The organism is Polynucleobacter sp. MWH-Adler-W8, assembly GCF_001889925.1.
GTDB lineage: Bacteria > Pseudomonadota > Gammaproteobacteria > Burkholderiales > Burkholderiaceae > Polynucleobacter.
Window position 1 is genome coordinate 182,608 of sequence record NZ_LZFI01000003.1, and the last position, 22,893, is coordinate 205,500.

Consider the following 22,893-nt stretch of genomic DNA (forward strand, 5'->3'; position numbering starts at 1 on the left):
TGGGTCTAAGCCTTATTTTCTAAAAGTGCATTTGCAAAAGCCAGTAGATCAGCATGAATTTGTGTGCCTTCAGGTAGGTTACCTTTTGTAAGCGTTTTTTCACCCTTACCTGTGAGCACTAGGTGAGGTGAAGCTCCTAAGGCTACTCCAGCTTGAAGATCCCGTAAAGAATCCCCCACTATAGGAACGCCTGTCAGTGGTTTGGTGCTATCCGTCCTCTTATAGCGCAATGCAATTTCTTTCATCATGCCTGGTGCCGGTTTACGGCAATCACATTGATGTGAATCTTGATGAGGGCAAAAGAAGATGCTGTCGATATGACCGCCTAATGGCTTTAGCAAAGTCTCCATTTTGCTATGCATGGCATGTAAATCATTAATTGTGAAGTAGCCTCTGGAAAGACCTGACTGATTGGTTGCTAAAGCAATTTGATAGCCCGCTTGATTGAGTAAGGCTATCGCCTCTAAGCTTCCTCGAAGGGGAATCCATTGATCTACTGACTTCACATAATCATCGCGATCTTCATTGATCACGCCATCTCGATCAAGAATGACTAATTTAGAAGAGCTGGAGCTCATGCTAATTTGCCGAGATCGGCAACGAGATTCATTTTCTGGTGAAGTTGTTGCAGGAGAGCGAGGCGATTATCTCGTAGCTCAGGATTAGGATCCATGACCATCACATCTGCAAAGAATTGATCAATTGGTCCGCTCAAGGCGACTAGCGCTCTTAAGAGTTCAACAAATTGACGTTTTTCATAAGCAGCATTGAGTGCAGGAGTCACCGCTTCCAATGCTTTGTGTAGTGTTGCCTCTGCTGGAATTTGCAGTAATTTGGCTGAACACGCTGCAGGAATAGCGGTAGTGGTTTTCTTCAGAATATTGCTGATGCGCTTATTGGCGGCAGCTAATTGAGCCGCTTCTGCTAGAGCATTAAATTCACGCAGGGCAGTCAATCGCTCGATCAAGTCATTAATTTGTGCTGGGTCTTGGCTCAGGACAGCATCAATCTCTGCGCTAGTAAACGCTTTACCAGCAACTGATTGGTCCCGCAAATAGGCGCGCAAGCGATCAATAATGAACGCATAGATATCGGCAGCTTTTGCTTTTTCTTGCACATCAGCCTGGGGAAACTGCGCACGAGCTAATTCGATTAATTCAGGCAAATTCAGCGAAAGATTCTTTTCTAAGAGCAAACGGCAAATACCTAAGGCATGACGACGTAGGGCATACGGGTCTTTATCGCCAGTAGGGGCAAGCCCAACACCCCAAATGCCAACCAGCGTTTCTAATTTGTCGGCAATAGCTAAGATCGTGCCAGTTTGGGTTTGCGGCAGAGTGTCGCCTGCAAAGCGCGGCATATAGTGTTCGCTGCAAGCACTAGCAACATCAGCATGCTCGCCATCATGGGTAGCGTAATAACGCCCCATAATGCCTTGCAACTCTGGGAACTCGCCAACCATATCAGTTAGTAAGTCTGTCTTAGCAATTTCTGCAGCACGTGAAGCGAGCTTTTCATCGGCACCCAGTCTTTTGGCGATACCTACAGCTAACCCTTGAACGCGCTTTGTGCGATCTAGCTGATTGCCTAACTGGTTGTGATAAACCACCTTGCCAAGATCTGCCACACGAGAAGCCAAAGGGCGCTTTTGATCTTGCTGGAAGAAGAAGCGAGCATCGGACAAGCGTGGGCGTACAACGCGCTCATTGCCTGAGATGATGGCGTCTGGCTTACTTGTTTCAATATTAGAAGCAATCAAGAAACGATAACGTAATTTGCCTTGTTTGTCTGTCAATGCAAAATACTTTTGATTGGTTTGCATGGTCAAAATCAAGCATTCTTGAGGTACCTCTAAGAACTCTTGATCAAAATGGCATTCGTAGATGGCCGGCCACTCAACAAGGGCTGTTACTTCATCTAGAAGGCTATCCGGCATTAATACCAGATCCTCGCCAGCCGCTTTTAATAGGGCAGCTTCAATTTGCGCCCGACGCTGATTAAAGCTAGCAATAATCTTGGCTTTGGACTGGAGCTCGATCTCGTATTGGTCTGCATTCGTAATGGTGATGAGGCCAGGAGCTAAAAAACGATGGCCTTCAGTTTGATTGGCTGCATCAATACCTAGAGCACTGATGTTTAAAGTAGTAGCACCATGTAGTGCAATGATGCGGTGGGCAGGACGAGCAAATTGCACGTCGGCCAATCGACCATCCTTTTGTAGCACTTGGTAGTGCATCATTTTTGCAATGGGCAGCTTGCTTAATGTTTGTTCAAGCGCAGCCTGCGCCGTTTGCTCAAGAGCAGCACCTTTAGCAATGACATTAAGGTACAGGGCTTCATTCTTACCTTCACCCGCTTTTTCTAAAGTCGCAAGATCAATATCCCCATACCCTAGAGCACCCAATTTTTTGAGTAGTGGTGGGGTTGCTTTACCTTCAGCGTCAAATGCAATGCTAGTAGGTAATAATTTTTCCCGCACAGGGTAGTCAGGCGCTTGATCAAGAACCTTAGTGACTTGTACGGCTAAACGACGCGGGGTTGCAAAGCCGGTCATCTTGGATGATTCGGATGCAAGACCAGCTGTTTTGAGTGCTGCAAAGATGCCTTCGCTAAATGCATCACCTAAGCGACGCAGAGTCTTAGGGGGTAGTTCTTCGGTAAATACCTCGATCAATAAAGTCGCTGATTGAGGATTTGAATTAGATGTGCTCATAAGTGGAATACAAAAATCTCGATGCGCTTAAGCCTGAGCTTTAGCTTGACGTTGACACATTGGGAAGCCCAGTTTTTCTCTAGACTCAAAGTAGGCCTGCGCCACTGCCCGAGAAAGATTACGAATGCGGCCTATATAGGCTGCACGCTCAGTCACCGAGATAGCGCCACGCGCATCCAGCAAATTAAATGTGTGCGCTGCTTTAAGTACCATCTCGTAAGCAGGTAGTGCCAGTGGAACTTCCATCAAACGCTTTGCTTCACTTTCATAGTTTGTGAAGTTGGCAAAGAGTAAATCAGTATTGGAGTGTTCAAAGTTGTAGCAAGATTGCTCCACTTCATTCTGGTGATATACATCCCCATAAGAGATGCCGTCGGCCCATACTAAGTCGTAGACGTTAGAGCAGTTTTGGATATACATTGCCAAACGCTCAATACCGTAGGTAATCTCACCAAGAACAGGCTTGCAATCTAAGCCACCTACTTGTTGGAAGTAAGTGAACTGCGTCACCTCCATGCCATTGAGCCAAACTTCCCAGCCAAGACCCCATGCACCCAGTGTTGGGTTTTCCCAATCGTCCTCTACAAAACGAACATCATTCTCTTTAAGGTCTAAGCCTAAAGCGGCAAGAGATCCTAGGTAAAGATCGAGAATATTTTCAGGTGCTGGCTTGAGGACTACTTGATATTGATAGTAGTGTTGTAAGCGATTTGGATTTTCACCATAGCGACCATCTTTAGGTCGGCGGGATGGCTGAACGTAAGCTGCTTTCCAAGGCTCAGGACCAATGGCGCGTAAGAAGGTTGCGGTATGGGATGTACCGGCACCAACCTCGAGGTCGATAGGTTGCAATAGGGCACAACCTTGTTGGTCCCAATAATCTTGAAGTTTGAGAATGATTTGCTGAAAAGTAAGCATGATTAACCTGGCTAAGCCTTTGATTTTACATGGCTAGAGCACTCTAGAGTTAAAAATGCTTAAAAACGCCTGTGACGAATCAGACCCCAAAGCAAGAGCAGGCAAGAAATACCCAAAATCGGTAAATTGCCCCAAATGACATAAGGTGTTTTTCCAGAATACGCCTGAACCTGGGTGCTGAGGGTTGTTTGGGTAAATTCCGGGAGCGCTTTTAGTACTCTGCCATCAGGACCAAGAACTGCAGTAATTCCGGTATTGGTGGCACGCAAGGCGGGAAGTCCAGTTTCCAGGGAGCGCAATTGTGAAAGCCTGAGTTGTTGAGTGGATGCTTGAGAATCCCCAAACCAGGCTAGATTGGTCATGTTAATAAGTAGGTTGACTGGCTGGTCGCTATGTTGAATGCGGGAGGCGAGTTCGCCACCAAAGACGTCTTCATAGCAAATCGTAATTGCCGCATGAAGATCATCTTGATCCTTGCGCACAATCGCAAAGGGGGGTTGATCTAGTTTTCCTCTTGCAAAGTCGCTCATGGGTACATGAAAGGCTTTAACGAACCACTGAAAACCTAGAGGGATAAATTCTCCAAAGGGAACGAGGTGGGCTTTATCGTATTGATAGGGCAATGCATTGGGCGAGAGTCCAGTAGCGCGATTCGAATACTGCATACCGCCTTCTCCAGGCACTTCGCCGATCAAGCCAAGCAGAATGTTGCTGTTACCTTTATTGGAAAAATCTTGCAGGTAATTAAATAAGCCAATTGGCAAATTGGGAAGTGGCCATGGAAACGCAGTCTCAGGAATGATGATAAGGTTGGCTGCTTCTTTAGTAATTTCTCCAGCATAGAAATCGATTTGCCTGCCAATAGCTTGAGGATTGAATTTCAGACTTTGTTCAAAGTTGCCTTGAATTAAGCGAACGCTAATTGGCTCTCCAACTGGCTTGGTGAAAGTAAATAAATTAGCGCTTTGAGAAATCCCAATGACAGCCAATATGAGGAACATGCTAGAAATGACATGCTTACGGGCTTGGTAAATTTCCCAGGAGGCCCATACTGCCAAAAAGGTACATGCTAGCCCGCCAAAGAAGGGTGCGACAGGCGCAAATGGGCCATTGAACTGGGTTTCTGCAAAGCCCATCCAAGGAAATCCAGTGAAGATATAGCCTCGTAGAAATTCCGCAAGAACCCAACTCGCTCCCAGCAGCAGACCAAATAAGCGACTCTGTTTAAACAGTGGAATAGCAAGTGTTGCCAATGAGAAATAGAGCGCCACATAAGCAGAGAGCAGGAATACACCCATACAAGCAAGTGGCGCACTCATGCCACCAACATCATGCAGGCTGATGTAAAGCCACCATAGACCTACAACAAAATAAGCGATGCCGAATGGGAGGCCTAAGACAAATTGTTTTTTAAAGGAGATGGGCTTCTGATCAAGACGCCACCACAGAAGGCTGAGAACGGGGATCTGAATCCAGCCACCATAGGGTAACTCAGCAACGGCAGCAAGGACCGCTCCCAATACAAACAGAATGCAAACTGAAAAGATTTTGATGCTCATGCCCGAATGATTGGAGTGCTGATCAAACAATGTAAATCTCAGTCTGATTTTTTATTGGATTGTCGTGCAAGCAGAATATGAATTTGTCTTGGGTCGGCGCGCTGCACTTCAAATTCAATGCCACCTATTTCAATGAGCTCACCCATTTTAGGGACGCGGCCTAAATGCTGAATCACTAAGCCCGCCACAGTCTCAATATCTTCTACTTCAAAATGAGTGCCAAGTCTTTCATTGAATTGCTCAAGCTCGGTAATGCCTTTAACGCGAATGTCGCCGTTATCCAAAGCGATGAGGTTGTCCGCTTCTTCATCGACGTCATGTTCATCCTCAATGTCGCCAACGATCTGCTCGAGCACATCTTCAATGGTGATGATGCCGGCAACGCCGCTATATTCGTCAACTACGATAGCTAAATGGTTGCGGTTATCTTTGAAGTCCCGTAATAGGACGCTAAGACGCTTGGATTCTGGAATGAATACCGCAGGACGTAACCAATCGCGGACCTGAAAATCTTTCTCAGTAGCGTGACGTAATAAATCTTTTGCTAACAAAATGCCAATGACGTTATCTCGACTACCTTCGAACACAGGAAAGCGGGAGTGAGCTGCTTCAATAACGCTTTTAATGATTTCAGAGAGGGGCTGGCCAATATCGATCCAATCAATTTGGGCGCGGGGTACGAGGATATCGCGAGCGCATAACTGCCCTACTTGAAAAACACCCTCAATCATGGAGAGGGCATCGGCATCAATTAATCCCTCAGCCTGAGCTTCCCGAAGGGTATCAATCAGCTTTTGGCGGCGTTCACTGGGTTCCGTTGGCTGCGGAGTTAAAAAATCAGCCAAGCGATATAAAAGGGATTTATTGGGGTCAGGCATATAGCAAGAATAGCGTAGAAATATGGCAAATCAAGAATAGGGGTTAGCAAAGCCCAATTTTTGGAGGATTTGGATTTCCAGGGCCTCCATCTTTTTTGCATCCCGGCCTACCTCGTGATCATGGCCTTGAGCATGAAGGCAGCCGTGCACAATTAAATGGGCCAAATGGGCTTTTAGTAATTTACTTTGCTCTTTGGCTTCTTTTTGTAGAACCGGTAAGCAAAAAATAATATCTGCTACTACAGCTTCTTTTGAAAGCTCGTAAGGAAAAGTTAAAACATTGGTTGCGTAATCTTTTTGACGAAAAGCGAAATTTAGCTTTTTACCTTCCTCAGCATTCACAAAGCGAAGGGTAATTAGGCCACCAAGTGCCGTGGAACTCTTGACCCATTTCTTGATCAGGGTTGAGGAAGCTGCTTTATTGACGGCAGACTCAATCGCTGGACTGGCGTATTGCAGCTCAATCGCTAGCTTCGAAGAGATGCTTTTTTTATTGACTGACATGGGCTTCTACCAACTCACCTCTGAGGGTGTAGTTCAGAACTTCCGTAATGCGAATGTCTACGAATTGACCAATGAGACTTTCAATATCTTGATCGGGTGCTGTGAAATGAATGACGCGATTATTTTCAGCACGACCCTGTAAGTTGACGCCATCCTTAGCAAGACCCTCAATTAATACTCTTTCGGTATTACCCAGCATTTTTTGGCTAATTTGGTTTGCCTGTCCCTCAACCAATGCCAATAAAGTTTGGAGGCGCTTGAGTTTGACTTCATAAGGCGTGTCATCGTGAAGGTTCGCCGCAGGAGTGCCTGGGCGCGGACTAAAGATGAAGCAAAAGCTGTTATCAAAGTTCAGCTCTTTCACCATCTTCAATAGTTTTTCAAAGTCAGCCTCAGTTTCACCTGGAAAGCCCACAATGAAATCACTCGACAGTGTCAGGTCGGGGCGAACAGCGCGCATCTTACGAATAATGCTCTTGAACTCTAGGGCTGTATAGCCGCGCTTCATCGCTGAGAGCATAGAATCCGAGCCATGTTGTACAGGCAGATGTAGGTGACTTACAAGCTTAGGCACTTTAGCGTAGACGTCAATGAGGCGTTGTGTAAATTCTTTAGGGTGGCTGGTGGTAAAGCGAATCCGTTCAACCCCAGGAATGTCAGCGATGTATTCAATCAATAGAGCAAAGTCAGCGATTTCTTCGGTATCACCCATCTTGCCAAGATAAGCGTTTACGTTTTGACCAAGCAGCACAATTTCTTTGACGCCTTTGCTAGCAAGGCCAGCGACTTCTGTCAGTACATCATCAAATGGCCTGGAGACTTCTTCGCCACGCGTATAGGGCACAACACAATAGCTGCAATACTTAGAGCAACCTTCCATGATGGAGACGTATGCAGAGCCACGAGTTTGGCGAGATGCGGGAAGATGGTCAAACTTTTCGATTTCGGGGAAAGAGATGTCTACTTGAGAGACTCCAGTTTTGCGACGCTGTGCAATGAGGTCGGATAGGCGATGGAGTGTTTGAGGCCCAAACACAACATCGACGTAAGGAGCACGACTAACAATTTGTTGACCTTCTTGGCTGGCAACGCAGCCACCAACGCCAATCAGTAAGTCGGGCTTCGTTTTTTTGAGTTCACGCAGCCGTCCTAAATCTGAAAAGACTTTGTCTTCCGCTTTTTCGCGGATAGAGCAGGTGTTGAGAAGAACCACGTCGGCATCTTCAGGGCGATCTGTTATGACCATGCCTTCGTCGGCATGCAGGAGGTCTGCCATTTTTCCCGAGTCATACTCGTTCATTTGACAGCCAAAGGTTTTGATATAGAGCTTTTTCATATGCCGTTCTCAGGTTTATAGCTGGGGGCGAAGCTGAGATTTTACTGCCTAAGACCCAAGTTGTTCTTATATGAGCCTGTAAGCCAAGATTGCCACAATAGTGGGCGGAATAGCCGCCATCAATAGATATAGTGCTGAAACCGTATGTCCAGGAAAGTGGCCACGCAAGATCGCAATACCTGCTGGGTTGGGAGCATTAGCAATGACGGTGAGGCCGCCACCAGCAACTGCTCCACCCACTAATGCCAGCTTGAACTCCGGTGAGGTGCCAGTTACCAATGATCCTAAATAGGTGAGTGCCGCATTGTCAGTGAAAGCAGTCAAAACAAGACTGCCATAAAAGACTGCGGTAGGGCTTATCATTTCGAGAATAGGTTGCAGCCACCATCCTTGTAAAGCACCCAATACTACTAAACCGCCCAAGAAGAATCCCACTAAAAGGGCCTCTTTCAGAATCAGGGGGCTTTGATGTTTTGGGTATGCCGTGGTGTAACCAATAAAGAAAAGCAGAATCCACGTGAAAATAATCGGATCATGCGCAAAGTAGACCACTCCAAACAGGAAAAGCAGGTGCGTCAAAATAACTGCTAAAGGAATTTTGGCTTCCTTTTTGTCAGCATTAGGTTCAATTAATTGGCGATGAAATAAAAGTGTTGCTGCCAGAGCGTTGATGAAGATTGCTATGCAAGACTCTAGACCAAAGTTGCTAAACATGAATGCTGAACTCCATCCCCAAGTGGAGGCCACCATGAGAACGGGCGGAGCGGCAAAGTTAGTGAGTGTGCCTCCAATGGAGATGTTCACAAAGAGCACGCCAAGAGTGCCAAACAGAAGCGCTTTAGAACATTGGTGACGATAGACAAGATCGCGCAATAAAAAAGCAGCCAGAGTCATTGCTGCAGGTTCGGTAATCAAAGAGCCAAGGAGGGGCGTAGCGCCTAGGATTAAAAAATATAAAGCAGGAGCACTTCTGATGCGCAAAAGGTATTGCAGGCCATTGCCTAGCACATGCAAAATTTGCGTAGAAAAATACAGAATAGGTTTTGTGCCGGCGACAATCATGATGGCAAAGACAAAGAGTGGTTCTGTGAAATTGCGTTTATTGAGAAAGTACTTTGCTGTCCCTAAGTCGTCATATAAGGAAATGAAAATAACCAATATGGCAGCCCAAAAACCAAAAACAATTTCTACTTCGCCAAGCAAATGCCAAAGACCAGCATGCCGAGGCGATTTTTTAGCAATCGTTTCAAAATAGCCCGTGCAAAAGGTATGCAAAACAGCAATTGCAAAAATAATGCTTGCGCCAAGTTCTGTAGGGGTAAAGTTCATAGCAGAATGGTAGCAGGTGCTTGGTGACACTAAGGCATTGTTAATTTAGGAGATTTTGGTGAAATTAAAGATTGGATATCAAGCGCTCATTCAGGAAGCAATGGCTGAAATTGAGACTCTTCCTGTGGAAAAGGCGTCAGATTTACTGGCGGATCCAAATGTGGTGTTTGTGGATATACGGGATGTTCGTGAGTTAGAGCGTGAGGGCATGATTCCGAATGCGATCCATGCCCCCAGGGGGATGTTGGAGTTTTGGGTTGACCCAGATAGCCCTTATTACAAGCCAATCTTTGGTGAAGGCAAAAGGCTGGTGTTGTATTGCGCCTCGGCTTGGCGTTCGGCCTTAGCAACACAAACTCTTCAGAGAATGGGTGTACCCAATATATGTCACTTAGAAGGTGGCTTTAGTGCTTGGAAGAAGGCGCAATTACCCGTTACAGAAAAAGCAAGTAAATCCCATTCGGGTTAAATTCAGTCTTGATCATTTCTACGGATTAATAATTTTTTAGGATTCTTATGAGAAAAGTAGTTTCGCAATTTGGCCAAGGCCCCCTACAGCAGAAATTGACTGCTGGTGATTTACATTTTTTGTCTGATGCAGAAGTTTCTAAAGGTGGCTCTGATAGTGGCCCAAGTCCTCACGAATATCTTGGCGCAGCATTGGCTGCCTGCACCTCAATGACTTTAAAGATGTACGCTGGACGCAAAGAAATGAAATTAGACAATGCAATTGTGACTGTTGACATTGAGCGGCATGATGATGTTGAAACATTCTCCCGCGAGATTCAACTGCAGGGCAACTTGAGCGCTGAAGAGAAAGAGCGCTTACTTGAGATTGCACATAAATGCCCAATTCATAAAGCATTGTCAGGACAGATCCAAATAAAAACCCAGCTAGTAAATTAATACGAGCTGGGCTGGTATTGCTGAACTCGGGCCTCAAAAGGCCTGGGTATTCTGCTTAGCTAGGCTTATTAATTAGGTGCGTGAGCTGGCTGATTATTTTTACCAGCGTTATAACCAGAGTTGTAATTAGCAGCTTCATTTTTCTTGTATGCATCATAGACATAGCCAGATGCTGCACCAACTGCTGCACCACCAACTGCACCCCAAATAGGATTGCCGTGAAAGATTGCGGTGCCAACAGCACCAGCAGCTGCGCCAATGCCGGCGCCTGAAAGTGTACGTTGTTCTGTGTTGCTCATGTTTGAACAACCAGCAATTGCTAAAGTTGCTGCGGTAATTGCGATAATTTTTTTCATCTCAACTGATCCTTTAAATGGGTATTCGTTTGTCTAAGTTGCTTTGATTATTTTCTGGCGCAAGGGAAGCGTGAAGCTAAGAAGCCCAAGAAAACGCCTGCTGCTGGTTTGTCTGCAACTTGTGGGGTGTTGTTTGCAAACTTCACAAAATCACCAATGACTTCATCACGCGCTGGAGCAGGTTGTTTAACGCAAATAAATGGCTTTGCACGTTGTGGGTGACGAGTAGCTAAATAGGTTTCATAAACAGAGGTAGTAAAGCCAATACAGAAACTACGAGATTCTGGGCTTGCAGGAAGTTTGCAAACATTCGCAAGTTCTTGAGTGCTTAATACCTTGATGGTTTCTTGTGCTTGAGCAAGACCGGAAAATGCGGCTAAAGCGGCCAATGCGATGAGGATTTTTTTCATGAGTTCTCCTGTGGGTGTATGTAAAACCATGATAAACCAAAAAATTCCCATACAACAGAGCGCAACCAAGCTACTAATGCGTCTTTATTGCAACATCGTTTAGCCATGCTCTTATTCATACCTATAATGAGTCATGGCTATATTTGAACTAAACGGAAATGCCCCTCATTTATCTGAGGGCGCTTGGGTTGCCGATAGCGCAGAAGTGATCGGCAAGGTTGAGCTTCATCAAGATGCCAGTATCTGGCCCAAAGTTGTTATTCGTGGTGATAACGACCTTATTCAAATTGGCGAAGGCAGCAATGTGCAAGACGCTTCTGTTTTGCATACCGATCCAGGTTACCCACTCATCATTGGCAAGCATGTCACTGTTGGCCATCAAGTGATGCTGCATGGTTGTCACATTGGAGACGGTAGCTTGATTGGCATTGGCGCAGTCATTTTAAATGGCGCAAAGATTGGAAAAAACTGTCTCGTTGGTGCGGGCGCACTTGTTACCGAAGGAAAAGAATTTCCGGATGGCTCCATGATTTTGGGAACTCCCGCTAAGGCGGTAAAAGAGTTAACCCCGGAGCAGATTGCTGGCATCCACGATATTGCTGGTCGCTATGTCAAAAATGCGCAGCGTTATGTCAAGACGCTGAAGAAAATTTCCTAATCCCTTAAATATCACCCGTTAAATATTTTGCTCTACGTATTTAATGTAGTTCTCCCAGTGTTCCTACTCATCTTTATTGGGTATGTTGGTGGGCGTGCTGGTAAGTTAGGCATTAACGCTTCAGTTGAGCTCAATCGTTTTGTGGTTTGGTTGGCATTGCCTGCGCAACTCTTTAACTTTGCCGCCAATAGTGGCTGGCAAACACTATGGCAACCCGGTTTCATTACTGCATTTTTTCTAAGTTGTTTAATTGTTTTTGTCCTGGTGCTCTTGGTGAGTTGGCTACGTCATCGCGATTTAGCGGCAGCTAGCTTTGATGGCCTGAGTGCCTCTTATTCAAATACTGGGTATATGGGCATTCCTTTGTGTGCACTTGCCCTTGGCCAAGATGGTTTGGCACCCGCGATTATTTCCACCTTCATTGTGTTTGTCATGTTTGCTTTAGCAACAGTCTTGATTGAGATTGGCATCTTGTCGCATAAGAAGCCGCATGAGATTGGGTTGAGCGTCATTAAATCGCTTTGCACCAATCCCTTATTAGTAGCTCCAGTGGCGGGTCTGTTATGGTCTTCCAGCGATTTAACTTTATACGATCCCATTGCACAAGTGATTGCATTCTTAGCAGCCGCATCGACACCTTGCGCTCTTGTTTCCATCGGTCTATTCCTGATGCAAAAAAGTACTGCCGGTCCTGCTCAGGCTTGGGGTATCAGTTTGGCAAAGCTGCTTCTGCAACCTTTGATTGCTTGGGTCATTGCGGCCCCCATCTTGGGGCTACCAGCATTATGGGTGAGCGCTATCGTGATACTTAGTGCGCTACCAACTGGTACGGGGCCCTTTATGTTGGCGCAGTACTACAAAGCTGACGGTAGCGTGATCTCTAGAGTGGTACTAATTACTACTGTGAGTTCTTTGCTGACGCTCTCTTTATTTTTGTGGTGGAACAGCGGGATTTAATCCTTCAGCATCCAATTGTTTTTCCCAAGAGGCATCAATAAAGGCGGGTAGCGTAATGCACTCATGAAAAATTCGCATGAGAGTGGGGTAGGGTTTCACATCCACTTTTGCGCTCAGTGCGTTAAATAGCTGAGGCACTAAGCAGACATCAATCAAGCCCGGTTGATCTCCATAGGCAAATTTCCCAACACGAGAATCAATGCTTAATTGTTTTTCTAGGCTCTCCAGTCCGACCTTGATCCAGTGCCCATACCACTCATCTTTCGCCTCACTGCTGATACCTAGTTTTTTGATGAGGTAGCGTAAGACCCGCAAATTATTGATTGGGTGAATATCACTTGCAATATCCATTGCGACAGAGCGAACCCATGCTCGGTCAATTGCTATTGTTGGTAGGAGTGGTGGCTCAGATTGAATCTCTTCGAGGTACTCAATAATGGCTAAGGATTGATGAATGCTTTTTTCACCATCTTCCAGAAGAGGTACTAAGTGATTGGGATTTTTCTTGCCATACTCCTCACCCAATTGATCTCCGCCATTTTTACCGAGATGCACGGGAATAATTTCGTAATCCATAGCCTTGAGATTGAGGGCAATGCGAACACGAAAAGCGGCGGAGCTGCGCCAAAAGCTATACAGCTTGGAGGTCATATCAACACCTTATTTGCACTCATAGCTAACAGTATATTGAGGATGGTCATTCCAGTCCGCGCTCTCACAAAGTGCATTAGACTCATTGTTATGGAAGACATTAATTTCTGGATTGGCATCATCGCAACCATGGCCTTTGCGGTAACAGGCGTCTTAGCTATTGCAGATCGTGGTGTAGACCTCTTTGGCGTCTTGGTGCTGGGTTTAATTACCGCCATTGGCGGTGGTACTATTCGCGACATTATTTTGGAAGCCCCTATTTTTTGGTCTGAGAATCAAATGTATGTATGGCTTGCTCTAGCTGCCAGTGTTATTACCTTCTTCGCAGAATCTTTCTTCACCCAGCCGCAAATTTATCGGTGGATGCTGTATATCGACGGATTTGGTGCTGCTCTCTTTGCGATTCAGGGGGCTGATAAGGCATGGAGTATGGGTTACGGCCTGCCTGTGGCGCCAGTCATCTTGGGTGTTATTACTGCAATTGGCGGTGGCTTATTGCGCGATGTCTTAGCTGGTAGAAAAACACTCATCATGTCGCATGAGCTTTATGCCATTCCAGTGACTTTCGGTTGTTGTGCATATGTCCTGGTGCTGAACTTCTTGCCTCAGTATGTTGTCGAGGGCTCTGTGATTTGCATGCTCGGAATTTTTGGACTGCGCGCAGCTGCTATTTATTGGGATCTGCGCGTACCCAAAATGTTTATTACTAAAACACGCTAATTGCACCAACGCTGGGCTTATAGGTGCTGCGTAGCTAGCTCTAATTCCCAAATATCTCGGGAAAACCCCGATCCTATTTGATGGGGAATTACCCTAACTAGTGGATTTCTTTGAATTTTTTCAAAGCATAATCGATCCGTTGTTATTTATTTAATAAAAATAGTTAGGAGCTACTGATGTCAACATCAACTAAAGCAGCCCCAATGACCGCTGAAGAACGCAAAGTTATTTTTGCATCATCTTTAGGTACGGTTTTTGAGTGGTACGACTTTTACTTATACGGTTCACTTGCGGCAATTATTGCTAAGCAATTCTTCTCTGGCCTAGATGCTGGTTCTGCCTTCATTTTCGCTTTGTTAGCGTTTGCTGCTGGTTTCATCGTGCGTCCATTTGGCGCGTTGGTGTTTGGTCGTCTCGGCGATTTGATTGGTCGTAAATACACCTTCTTGGTTACCATCTTATTGATGGGCGGCGCAACTTTCGTTGTGGGTATTCTGCCTAACTATGCAACTATCGGTGTTGCTGCTCCAGTAATCTTGATCGCATTGCGTATGCTTCAAGGTTTGGCTTTGGGCGGCGAGTACGGTGGTGCTGCTACTTACGTTGCAGAACACGCTCCTCATGGTCGTCGTGGTGCATACACAGCTTGGATTCAGACAACAGCTACTTTAGGCTTGTTCCTCTCCTTGCTCGTGATTTTGTTCACACGTGAATTCACTGGTCCAGACTTTGATGTTTGGGGTTGGCGCGTTCCTTTCATCGTTTCTGTTGCATTGTTGGCGGTTTCTGTATGGATTCGTTTGTCCATGAATGAATCCCCAGCTTTCAAGAAGATGAAAGAAGAAGGCAAATTGTCTAAAGCTCCTTTGACAGAGTCATTTGGTCAATGGAAGAACTTGAAGATTGTGATCTTGGCATTGTTTGGTCTGGTTGCAGGTCAAGCGGTGGTTTGGTACACAGGACAGTTCTACGCTTTGTTCTACCTCACACAAGTTTTGAAAGTAGATGCTAAGACGGCGAACTTGTTGATTGCTGGTTCATTGGTAATCGGCACACCATTCTTTGTGGTCTTCGGTAGCTTGTCTGACAAGATCGGCCGTAAAGTGATCATCATGGGCGGTTTGTTATTGGCTGTAATTACTTACATCCCTAACACCCCAGTTTCCGTGTTCAATGCGTTGACACACTTTGCTAACCCAGCGCTGGAAAAGGCAATGGCAACTTCACCAGCAACCATTACTGCTGATGTGAATGAATGTACATTCCAGTTCAACCCAACGGGTACAGCAAAGTTCACAAGTTCTTGCGATATTGCAAAACAAGTGATGGCATCTAACTCTGCTAGCTATAGCACCATTCCTGGCCCTGCAGGTGGTCTAGCAGTTGTGAAGATTGGCGATACAGAAATCACTGGTTACACACCAAAAGGTATGGACCCAGCAGATGCTAAAGCTAAAGATGCTGAGTTCAAAAAGCAAATTCGTGATGCATTGAATGCTGCTGGCTACCCAACTAAAGCTGATCCAGCTGGTATCAACTACGTTGCTGTATTGTTCTTGTTGGTGTACTTAGTACTCTTGGTAACCATGGTTTATGGCCCAATTGCTGCGATGTTAGTGGAGATGTTCCCAACTCGCATTCGTTACACCTCTATGTCCTTGCCATACCATATTGGTAACGGTTGGTTCGGCGGCTTATTGCCAACGATCTCCTTCGCCTTGGTAGCGCAAAACGGTAACATTTACTACGGTCTCTGGTATCCGATCATCATCGCTGCGATGACATTGGTAATCGGTACGTTGTTCATACGTGAAACTAAAGATGTAGATATCTACGCACGCGACTAAGCGGATTGACTAAGATTCTTTAGTCTGCATCAAATAAGAAACCCGATCAGAAATGGTCGGGTTTTTTTATTCCCACAAATCTTTTTGATTGCGATTATTTAAGAGTTTTTGATTTTGCTGGGCGATAGAAGTTTCTCTTGCCCCAGGGATTAAAGTAATTTCGGCACCAGCCGCAAGAACTCCAGTTTTGATAACGCGTAAATACCAACCACTAAAGCCGGACTGCAGCATTGCTTTGCTTGCACCCTTGTAAGCAACAGCAGCGTTGAATTTGAAACAGGGTTCGCGGAGTTTGACGACAGCAAATTCAAGTTCGCCAATAACCAATTTATCCCCAACAAACACTGCTGTTTCTAGCAGGCCTTCGATTGTGAAGTTCTCGCCGATAGCACCATGTTGTAAATCAACCGGCTGCTTGGTTTCTCGAGTGAGCAGTTCATTCCAGAAGATGTAATGCTCTGCTGGATAAACATAAATGGCTTTTTCAATTCCGCCATGTACCGATAGGTCAGCTTGTTCATCGCCTTTAATGCCTAGTGGAGTAATTTTAACTGGAGCAGGATTTTCTAAATCACTTACCACCTGCTTGCGAATAGCTGAAGCAACTGATTTGTAATTAGGATGGTGATTGCCAAATAAAGGAGCTACCTTACCGGCGGAGATGGAAAGAAGTTTCATGAAGTAAAGAGGGTGATTAAAAGATGTTTATTAGTAGCGACAGCGCGCATCACTCTTGTACTTAGTGAAGTACACAATAAGGTCTGCCTCGGATTTGTATTGGGTGTAGTAAATCACGGCACGGGCATCGCTTTTGTATTTCGTATAGAACCAAACGCCCGGCTCGTTATCGCTGGAGTATTGGGTGTCATACACAATGCAGTTCGCCTCAGACTGGTACTTGGTGACAAAGACCTTGGCATTGGCCTCTGATGGGTAATTGGTAATGAAGACTTGAGCTGCAGAAGCGATCGTAGGGATGCAGCTACTCAAGAGCAAAAAGCTGAGTAGGCGCAAGAGAAATGAATTCATCATTTGGGAATATTACGCTTTCTACTTTTTAGGTGTTCATCTGGCTGATATGATCACAGGATGAATTCCTCTCAAAAGAAATCTTTTTTTATATTGAGCCAATTGGTCTTGGTATTTCTTTGTGCCATAGCGAGTTCAAGCATTTACGCTAAGTGGGATGAGGAGCGCGACATGACTACCAATGGCAAAGAGGAGTTGGTCTACTATTTCAAGACTAATGAGCAGGGTCAAAAGCTGGTCTTAGATAAATATGTAAAGCGCCTTATTTTTATACGTCCTGATAAATTTTATAAGCGCTCAATCAAGCAAATTAAGATTGATGGGGTGGTGGTAGACGTCAATAGCGACCCTTTTTCGCATTACCCTGAACAAACCGCGATTGTTTTTGAGAACAAGGATGAGGTCCTGAAAAAGCTCTTTTTGGCCAAGAAAATCGAATTTAATGTCCTTTATGGCCGAGATGAGGCTGTCAGCACCTTTCAGATCAAATAGGGATTTGAGCACCTCCAGCGGCCATAGGGTTGGATTGGTTTAGACAGATGCATTCCGATCATTTACAATAGCGAGTTCGGCGAATTAGCTCAGCTGGTTAGAGCGACGGAATCATAATCCGCAGGTCCGGGGTTCAAATCCCTGATTCGCCACCAAATCTAAAGGCCATTGCCCCTCGGCAGTGGCCTTTTTCTTAGGTTGCTAGGTATATGGCTAAATTTTGGAGCTTTGTTATTTTCCAGCTTGGTTGGTTTGCCTGTGTATTGGGCGCAGCCAATAAAGACGTGCTTTGGGCGGTAGTTGCTACCCTAGCCTATATTGCTTTCCACGCCTGGCGTTCACCTTCTCCCAAAACAGAAATCAGCCTTTTATTGAAAGCCTTTGTCTTTGGTTTGGTGGCCGATACTCTCATCATGCATCTGGGCTACCTGGATTTTCGGAATGATTGGCCTTCACCGTATTTATCGCCTCTCTGGATGTGGGTCTTGTGGGTTTTGGTGGCAACCACCATTAATGGCTCCTTGACCTGGTTGCGCGGCAGACCTGTTTTAGGGGCTATTTTAGGTGGCATTGCTGGTCCGATGTCCTATGAGGCTGGTATTCGCATGGGGGCCGGATCCTGGGTTCCTGGTAGCGAAGTCACTGGATTTATCCTGGTAGGGGTGGTTTGGGCCTTCGCTATACCCCTCTTTTTCTATTGGGACCGAGTCAATCAAGTGCAACCTAGTCAAAAATCCGTAAATTCAGTTTAAAAGACGCTTGCAAAGACCACTGTTTTTATATACAGTAACTCCTAAGTTGTTACACAGTAGATAAAACTTCGGGAAAAAGCCCAGTACATAGCGAAAAGGGAATAAAAAATGGCCTTGGATAACAAAAAGCAATCAGCCTCTTCAGAATTTGAAGGAATGAGCGGAGACAAGCAAAAAGCATTAACTGCAGCACTGGCACAAATTGAGAAACAGTTTGGCAAAGGCTCAATCATGAGATTGGGCGATGCTGAGATTAGCCAAGACATTCAGGTGGTGTCTAGCGGTTCACTCGGATTAGATATTGCTCTTGGAGTTGGTGGTCTTGCGCGTGGTCGCGTGATTGAAATCTACGGCCCAGAATCTTCTGGCAAAACGACTTTGACATTACATGCGATTGCAGAAATGCAAAAGCTTGGCGGCACTTGCGCATTTATTGACGCAGAGCACGCTTTAGATGTGCAGTACGCATCACGTCTTGGCGTGGATGTAAATAATCTGTTGATCTCTCAACCGGACACTGGTGAACAAGCATTAGAAATTGCAGATGCATTAGTTCGCTCAGGTTCTATTGATTTAATCGTCATCGACTCGGTTGCTGCTTTGGTTCCAAGGGCTGAGATCGAAGGCGATATGGGTGACTCCTTACCAGGCTTGCAAGCCCGTTTGATGAGCCAGGCTTTGCGTAAATTGACTGGTGCTATCAAGCGCACCAACACTACTGTGATCTTCATTAACCAGATTCGCATGAAGATTGGTGTGATGTTTGGTTCTCCAGAAACCACTACTGGTGGTAATGCGCTGAAGTTCTACGCCTCTATGCGTTTAGATATCCGTCGTATTGGCAGTATCAAAAAAGGCGATGAGGTTGTTGGTAATGAAACCCGTGTGAAGGTTGTGAAGAACAAAGTTTCTCCTCCATTCCGCGAAGCAATTTTTGACATCATGTATGGTGCTGGTATTTCTAGAGAAGGTGAAATTATTGATATGGGTGTCGAAGCTGACCTCGTTGAAAAGTCAGGCTCTTGGTATAGCTATAACGGTGATCGCATTGGTCAAGGTAAAGACAATGTGCGCGAGTTCTTAAAAGAGAACCCAGCCATTGCCAAAGATATCGAAGCAAGAATTCGCGAGAAATTGGGCGTTAAATCTGGTTCAGCAGTAGTAACGGATGTGCTGAGCGAGGAAGAAGAAGTCGAATAATTCAATGCAAGAGTTAAGCAGTAATCAGAAGGTCAAACAAAGCCCGAGTCTCAAAGCTCGGGCTTTGCGCCTTTTGTCGCAGCGAGAATACAGTCGCAAAGGCTTAGCTGCAAAGTTGGCAGAATCAGAAGCGAGATGGGGCAAGTTAGGCGGCGAGCAGGCTGAGCAAACGCCTGAATCCAGAGATTCTCAGATTGAAGCGGTTTTGGACGACTTTGAGGCAAGAGGTTGGTTGTCTGATGAGCGTTTTGCTGAGGCGCTGGTTCGCCGCCGCAGTGAGCGCTACGGGATGAGGAAGATTGCTGATGAGCTCGATAGGGCTGGAGTGGACGCCAAAAAGTCCGCTGCACTCCTTGGGGTCTTAAAAGAGACCGAGTTTCAGCGTGCCTTTGATCTCTGGACCAGGAAATACGGTGTGCGCGCTCAGGACCAAAAGGAGCGAGCTAGGCAGTATCGCTTCTTGGCATCGAAGGGTTTTGGCTCCGAAGTGGTGGCAAAAGTGATTGGCGGACAGAGTCCGGATTAGGGCAATTACGGATCCGCAGAGGCTATTTGCGGCATTGCAGCATGCTAGACTAATGGAGTCGGTCAAGCCGTTCGCATTTATTCAATTTTGGCTAATTTAGCTATTTCTAGAGTAAGTATGGGAGCAAGGCAACATCGGTTTAACTAATCCTCATCGCTTGCTAAAAAAGATACCGTTTCGGAGTAATTATGAAAATTCACGAGTACCAAGGCAAAGAACTTCTTCGCCAATTTAATGTGCCAGTTCCTAACGGCATTCCTGCATTCGGTGTTGATGAGGCGGTGAAAGCTGCTGAAAAACTCGGTGGCCCTGTATGGGTTGTAAAGGCCCAGATTCATGCTGGTGGTCGTGGTAAAGGCGGCGGCGTGAAATTGGCAAGAAGCATGGATGAAGTGAAAAAATATGCTTCTGAAATTTTGGGCATGCAGCTCAAGACACATCAAACTGGGCCAGAAGGTCAAAAAGTAAATCGCCTTCTCATTGAAGATGGCGCTGACATTAAAAAAGAGTACTACTTCAGTATCGTTACAGACCGCGGAACACAGAAGAATGTGATCATGGCTTCTAGCGAAGGTGGTATGGATATTGAGGAAGTTGCTGAATCACATCCAGAAAAAATTATTAAAGTATTTGTTGACCCGATGGTTGGTTTGACTGATGCTGATTGCGATATCGTTGCTAAAGGCATCGGTGTTCCTGAAGCCTCTATTCCAATGGCTCGCGATGTATTTAAGAATTTGTACAAGACTTACTGGGATACCGATGCTTCATTGGTAGAAATCAACCCATTGATTCTTGAAGGTAACGGCAAGATCAAGGCTTTGGACGCGAAGTTCAACTTTGATCCAAACGCATTGTTCCGTCATCCAGAAATCGTGGCTTACCGCGATATCGATGAAGAAGATGCTGCTGAAATCGAAGCCTCTAAATTTGACCTCGCTTACATCTCATTGGACGGCAATATTGGTTGTTTAGTGAACGGTGCAGGCTTGGCGATGGCTACTATGGACACCATTAAGTTGTTCGGTGGCGAGCCAGCAAACTTCTTGGACGTTGGTGGTGGTGCGACAGCAGAGAAAGTAACCGAAGCATTCAAGATCATGTTGAAGAACAAGAGCGTTGAAGCAATTTTGGTAAACATCTTCGGCGGCATTATGCGTTGCGACGTAATTGCTGACGGCGTTGTTACTGCATGTAAAGCAGTTAACCTCACAGTGCCTTTGGTTGTGCGTATGAAGGGTACAAACGAAGAGCTAGGCAAGAAGATTCTTGCAGACTCTGGTTTGCCAATTATTAGCGCCGATTCAATGGCTGAAGCTGCTACTAAGGTAGTTGCTGCTGTTGCCAAAAACAAATAATCCAGGAATTTCAATATGTCTATTTTGATCAATAAAAACACCAAAGTCATTACACAAGGTATTACTGGTAAGACCGGTCAGTTCCATACTGAAAAATGTCAGGAATACGCAAACGGCAAAAACTGTTTTGTTGCTGGTGTAAATCCTAAAAAAGCGGGCGAGTCTATTTTCAATATTCCTATTTATGGAACTGTGAAAGAAGCTGCTCAGCAAACTGGTGCAACGACTTCTGTTATCTATGTTCCGCCTCCTGGCGCTGCTGCTGCGATTTGGGAAGCTGTTGAAGCTGACCTCGACTTTGTGATCTGTATCACTGAAGGCATTCCAGTACGTGACATGCTTGAAGTGCGTAACAAGATGCATGCTAAAGAAGCTGCTGGCGGCAAGAAGACTTTATTGCTTGGCCCTAACTGCCCAGGCATCATCACTCCAGACGAACTGAAGATCGGCATCATGCCTGGCCATATTCATAAGAAGGGTCGCATTGGTGTTGTTAGTCGTTCCGGTACATTGACTTATGAAGCAGTTGGTCAGTTGACAGCCATTGGCTTAGGTCAGTCCACAGCAGTTGGTATTGGTGGTGACCCAATTAATGGCTTGAAGCACATCGACATCATGAGAATGTTCAATGAAGATCCAGAAACTGATGCTGTGATCATGATTGGTGAAATCGGCGGTCCAGACGAAGCAGAAGCTGCTCGCTGGTGTAAAGACAATATGAAGAAGCCAGTAGTTGGCTTTATTGCCGGCGTAACAGCGCCTCCAGGCAAGCGTATGGGTCACGCAGGTGCCTTGATCTCAGGCGGTGCTGATACTGCAGATGCTAAGCTTGCCGTTATGGAAGAGTGTGGTTTCAAGGTAACCAAGAACCCTTCAGAAATGGCTGCTTTGCTAAAGGCAATGTTGTAATTGGTAATGAGAAAAAGGATGCTGATTAAACAGCATCCTTTTTTGTTGTATCAGTAGTTAAAACATAAAAATAACGCAGGGAGACAACTCATGGATTTTTCAGTATTTTCAGGCCCTGCATTTTGGGCTGCACTTTTGTCAATCATTGTTGCCAACATCTTGTTATCTGGTGATAACGCAGTAGTGATTGCATTAGCATCACGCAATCTGCCAGCAAATCAACAAAAGAAAGCGATTTTTTGGGGTAGCGCAGCAGCCATTATTTTACGTGTTGTTTTGACGATCACTGCGGTACAACTCCTCAGCCTTCCTTATCTAAAAATCGTTGGCGCTATTTTGCTGGTCTACATTGGCGTGCAATTATTGGCTGATAGCGATGATGAGGCTGAGATGGATGGTCACTCCAATATTTGGGGTGCGATACGCACAATATTGGTAGCGGACTTAGTGATGAGTTTGGACAACGTTATTGCTGTAGCTGCCGCTGCTCAAAAGGGTCCTGAAGAAACTCGTTTAGCCCTTTTAATCATTGGTCTTGGCCTGTCTATTCCATTGATCATCTTTGGTAGCACCATGCTTTTAAAGGTGATGGATCGTTTCCCGGTCATCATTACTTTGGGCGCTGGATTATTGGGTCTATTGGCTGGTGGTATGTTGGTGGAAGATCCGGCGATCAAGGATTCCATTCAAGGCGCGATGGAAGATGCTCATATGATTTTTGAGGGTATTGGAGTCGCTATTGTGATCTTGCTAGGCACCTATTTGAAGAAAAAGAATCAAGCTAACGCATAAGCTTCTTCAACCTTCTTCTGAATCAGAAAAGCCAGCGATAAAAGCTGGCTTTTTTTACGACTAAGTTTCTTGAGGATTAAAGGCTTAGACTGG

At 45.5% G+C, this 22,893-nt stretch carries 26 protein-coding genes and 1 tRNA gene; 14 read left to right on the top strand and 13 right to left on the bottom strand.

Translation table 11 applies throughout. The features are described from left to right. Positions 1–5: 5 nt before the first annotated feature. From gmhB to AOC28_RS04380, 8 genes are all read right to left on the bottom strand, one after another. On the bottom strand, positions 6–578 hold the full coding sequence (gene gmhB, locus AOC28_RS04345; RefSeq protein ID WP_072582741.1) for a D-glycero-beta-D-manno-heptose 1,7-bisphosphate 7-phosphatase: 573 nt from the start codon (positions 576–578) through the stop codon (positions 6–8). After that, positions 575–2,713 carry a glycine--tRNA ligase subunit beta gene (gene glyS, locus AOC28_RS04350; RefSeq protein WP_072582742.1) on the bottom strand — a complete coding sequence of 713 codons (2,139 nt, stop codon included), beginning with the start codon at positions 2,711–2,713 and terminating at the stop codon, positions 575–577. Before glyS ends, gmhB begins: the two co-directional genes overlap by 4 nt. 27 nt (positions 2,714–2,740) lie before the next feature. After that, a complete protein-coding gene (glyQ, locus tag AOC28_RS04355; protein ID WP_068319536.1) occupies positions 2,741–3,631 on the bottom strand; it encodes a glycine--tRNA ligase subunit alpha in 891 nt (296 codons plus the stop codon). Positions 3,632–3,690: 59 nt separating this feature from the next. Then, positions 3,691–5,190 carry an apolipoprotein N-acyltransferase gene (lnt, locus tag AOC28_RS04360; protein WP_072582899.1) on the bottom strand — a complete coding sequence of 500 codons (1,500 nt, stop codon included), beginning with the start codon at positions 5,188–5,190 and terminating at the stop codon, positions 3,691–3,693. A 38-nt stretch (positions 5,191–5,228) separates the two neighbouring features. Next, a complete protein-coding gene (locus AOC28_RS04365) occupies positions 5,229–6,068 on the bottom strand; it encodes a transporter associated domain-containing protein (RefSeq protein ID WP_072582743.1) in 840 nt (279 codons plus the stop codon). Between the two features lie 30 nt (positions 6,069–6,098). After that, positions 6,099–6,572: an rRNA maturation RNase YbeY gene (gene ybeY / locus AOC28_RS04370; RefSeq protein WP_072582744.1), complete on the bottom strand. Its 474-nt coding sequence runs from the start codon at positions 6,570–6,572 to the stop codon at positions 6,099–6,101. Then, positions 6,559–7,908, bottom strand: coding sequence for a tRNA (N6-isopentenyl adenosine(37)-C2)-methylthiotransferase MiaB (gene miaB / locus AOC28_RS04375; RefSeq protein WP_072582745.1), 1,350 nt, complete (start codon positions 7,906–7,908; stop codon positions 6,559–6,561). The genes ybeY and miaB overlap by 14 nt, the downstream gene beginning before the upstream one ends. 66 nt (positions 7,909–7,974) lie before the next feature. After that, positions 7,975–9,237 carry a putative Na+/H+ antiporter gene (locus AOC28_RS04380; RefSeq protein WP_072582746.1) on the bottom strand — a complete coding sequence of 421 codons (1,263 nt, stop codon included), beginning with the start codon at positions 9,235–9,237 and terminating at the stop codon, positions 7,975–7,977. Between the two features lie 58 nt (positions 9,238–9,295). Between AOC28_RS04380 and AOC28_RS04385 the strand changes: the two genes are divergently transcribed. Further along, positions 9,296–9,706, top strand: a complete 411-nt coding sequence (locus AOC28_RS04385; RefSeq protein ID WP_072582747.1) for a rhodanese-like domain-containing protein — start codon at positions 9,296–9,298, stop codon at positions 9,704–9,706. Between the two features lie 47 nt (positions 9,707–9,753). Next, entirely contained in the window at positions 9,754–10,143 is a 390-nt protein-coding gene (locus AOC28_RS04390; RefSeq protein ID WP_072582748.1) for an OsmC family protein, read from the top strand. Positions 10,144–10,211: 68 nt separating this feature from the next. Here AOC28_RS04390 and AOC28_RS04395 read toward each other — a convergent pair whose 3' ends face one another. Together AOC28_RS04395 and AOC28_RS04400 are read right to left on the bottom strand one after the other, a co-directional pair. Beyond that, positions 10,212–10,499 (bottom strand): glycine zipper domain-containing protein, encoded by a 288-nt coding sequence (locus tag AOC28_RS04395; RefSeq protein ID WP_072582749.1) that lies wholly within the window; start codon positions 10,497–10,499, stop codon positions 10,212–10,214. 47 nt (positions 10,500–10,546) lie between these two features. After that, complete coding sequence (locus tag AOC28_RS04400) at positions 10,547–10,909, bottom strand: Rap1a/Tai family immunity protein (RefSeq protein WP_072582900.1); 363 nt, start codon at positions 10,907–10,909, stop codon at positions 10,547–10,549. 133 nt (positions 10,910–11,042) lie between these two features. Here AOC28_RS04400 and AOC28_RS04405 point away from each other — a divergent pair, with 133 nt between their 5' ends. Next, positions 11,043–11,567: a gamma carbonic anhydrase family protein gene (locus AOC28_RS04405; RefSeq protein WP_072582750.1), complete on the top strand. Its 525-nt coding sequence runs from the start codon at positions 11,043–11,045 to the stop codon at positions 11,565–11,567. 27 nt (positions 11,568–11,594) lie between these two features. Continuing rightward, on the top strand, positions 11,595–12,524 hold the full coding sequence (locus tag AOC28_RS04410) for an AEC family transporter (protein ID WP_072582751.1): 930 nt from the start codon (positions 11,595–11,597) through the stop codon (positions 12,522–12,524). On the opposite strand, the gene maiA is transcribed toward AOC28_RS04410, so the two are convergent. Next, complete coding sequence (gene maiA, locus AOC28_RS04415; protein ID WP_072582752.1) at positions 12,495–13,175, bottom strand: maleylacetoacetate isomerase; 681 nt, start codon at positions 13,173–13,175, stop codon at positions 12,495–12,497. The genes AOC28_RS04410 and maiA overlap by 30 nt on opposite strands. 90 nt (positions 13,176–13,265) lie before the next feature. On the opposite strand from maiA, the gene AOC28_RS04420 reads away from it, so the two are divergent. Together AOC28_RS04420 and AOC28_RS04425 are read left to right on the top strand one after the other, a co-directional pair. Next, the gene (locus AOC28_RS04420; protein WP_072582901.1) at positions 13,266–13,895 is read left to right on the top strand and encodes a trimeric intracellular cation channel family protein; all 630 of its coding nucleotides are present in this window, start codon (positions 13,266–13,268) and stop codon (positions 13,893–13,895) included. A 176-nt stretch (positions 13,896–14,071) separates the two neighbouring features. After that, a complete protein-coding gene (locus tag AOC28_RS04425) occupies positions 14,072–15,742 on the top strand; it encodes an MFS transporter (RefSeq protein ID WP_072582753.1) in 1,671 nt (556 codons plus the stop codon). Between the two features lie 66 nt (positions 15,743–15,808). On the opposite strand, the gene AOC28_RS04430 is transcribed toward AOC28_RS04425, so the two are convergent. Beyond that, the gene (locus AOC28_RS04430) at positions 15,809–16,420 is read right to left on the bottom strand and encodes an MOSC domain-containing protein (protein ID WP_072582754.1); all 612 of its coding nucleotides are present in this window, start codon (positions 16,418–16,420) and stop codon (positions 15,809–15,811) included. A gap of 30 nt (positions 16,421–16,450) precedes the next feature. Next, positions 16,451–16,774, bottom strand: a complete 324-nt coding sequence (locus tag AOC28_RS04435; protein WP_083564222.1) for a DUF6150 family protein — start codon at positions 16,772–16,774, stop codon at positions 16,451–16,453. 168 nt (positions 16,775–16,942) lie between these two features. Between AOC28_RS04435 and AOC28_RS04440 the strand changes: the two genes are divergently transcribed. The 8 genes from AOC28_RS04440 (at position 16,943) to AOC28_RS04475 (ending at position 22,800) form a co-directional block, all read left to right on the top strand. Continuing rightward, entirely contained in the window at positions 16,943–17,263 is a 321-nt protein-coding gene (locus tag AOC28_RS04440; protein WP_237767733.1) for a hypothetical protein, read from the top strand. Between the two features lie 78 nt (positions 17,264–17,341). Next, positions 17,342–17,418 (top strand) — tRNA-Met (locus AOC28_RS04445). Between the two features lie 54 nt (positions 17,419–17,472). After that, positions 17,473–18,015, top strand: a complete 543-nt coding sequence (locus AOC28_RS04450) for a DUF2878 domain-containing protein (RefSeq protein ID WP_072582756.1) — start codon at positions 17,473–17,475, stop codon at positions 18,013–18,015. A 108-nt stretch (positions 18,016–18,123) separates the two neighbouring features. After that, positions 18,124–19,215, top strand: a complete 1,092-nt coding sequence (gene recA / locus AOC28_RS04455) for a recombinase RecA (RefSeq protein ID WP_072582757.1) — start codon at positions 18,124–18,126, stop codon at positions 19,213–19,215. Between the two features lie 4 nt (positions 19,216–19,219). Then, positions 19,220–19,741 (top strand): recombination regulator RecX, encoded by a 522-nt coding sequence (recX, locus tag AOC28_RS04460; RefSeq protein WP_072582758.1) that lies wholly within the window; start codon positions 19,220–19,222, stop codon positions 19,739–19,741. Between the two features lie 188 nt (positions 19,742–19,929). Beyond that, positions 19,930–21,099 carry an ADP-forming succinate--CoA ligase subunit beta gene (gene sucC, locus AOC28_RS04465; RefSeq protein ID WP_072582759.1) on the top strand — a complete coding sequence of 390 codons (1,170 nt, stop codon included), beginning with the start codon at positions 19,930–19,932 and terminating at the stop codon, positions 21,097–21,099. 15 nt (positions 21,100–21,114) lie between these two features. Next, entirely contained in the window at positions 21,115–22,008 is an 894-nt protein-coding gene (gene sucD / locus AOC28_RS04470) for a succinate--CoA ligase subunit alpha (RefSeq protein WP_072582760.1), read from the top strand. Between the two features lie 90 nt (positions 22,009–22,098). Then, entirely contained in the window at positions 22,099–22,800 is a 702-nt protein-coding gene (locus AOC28_RS04475; RefSeq protein WP_072582761.1) for a TerC family protein, read from the top strand. Positions 22,801–22,893: the final 93 nt, after the last annotated feature.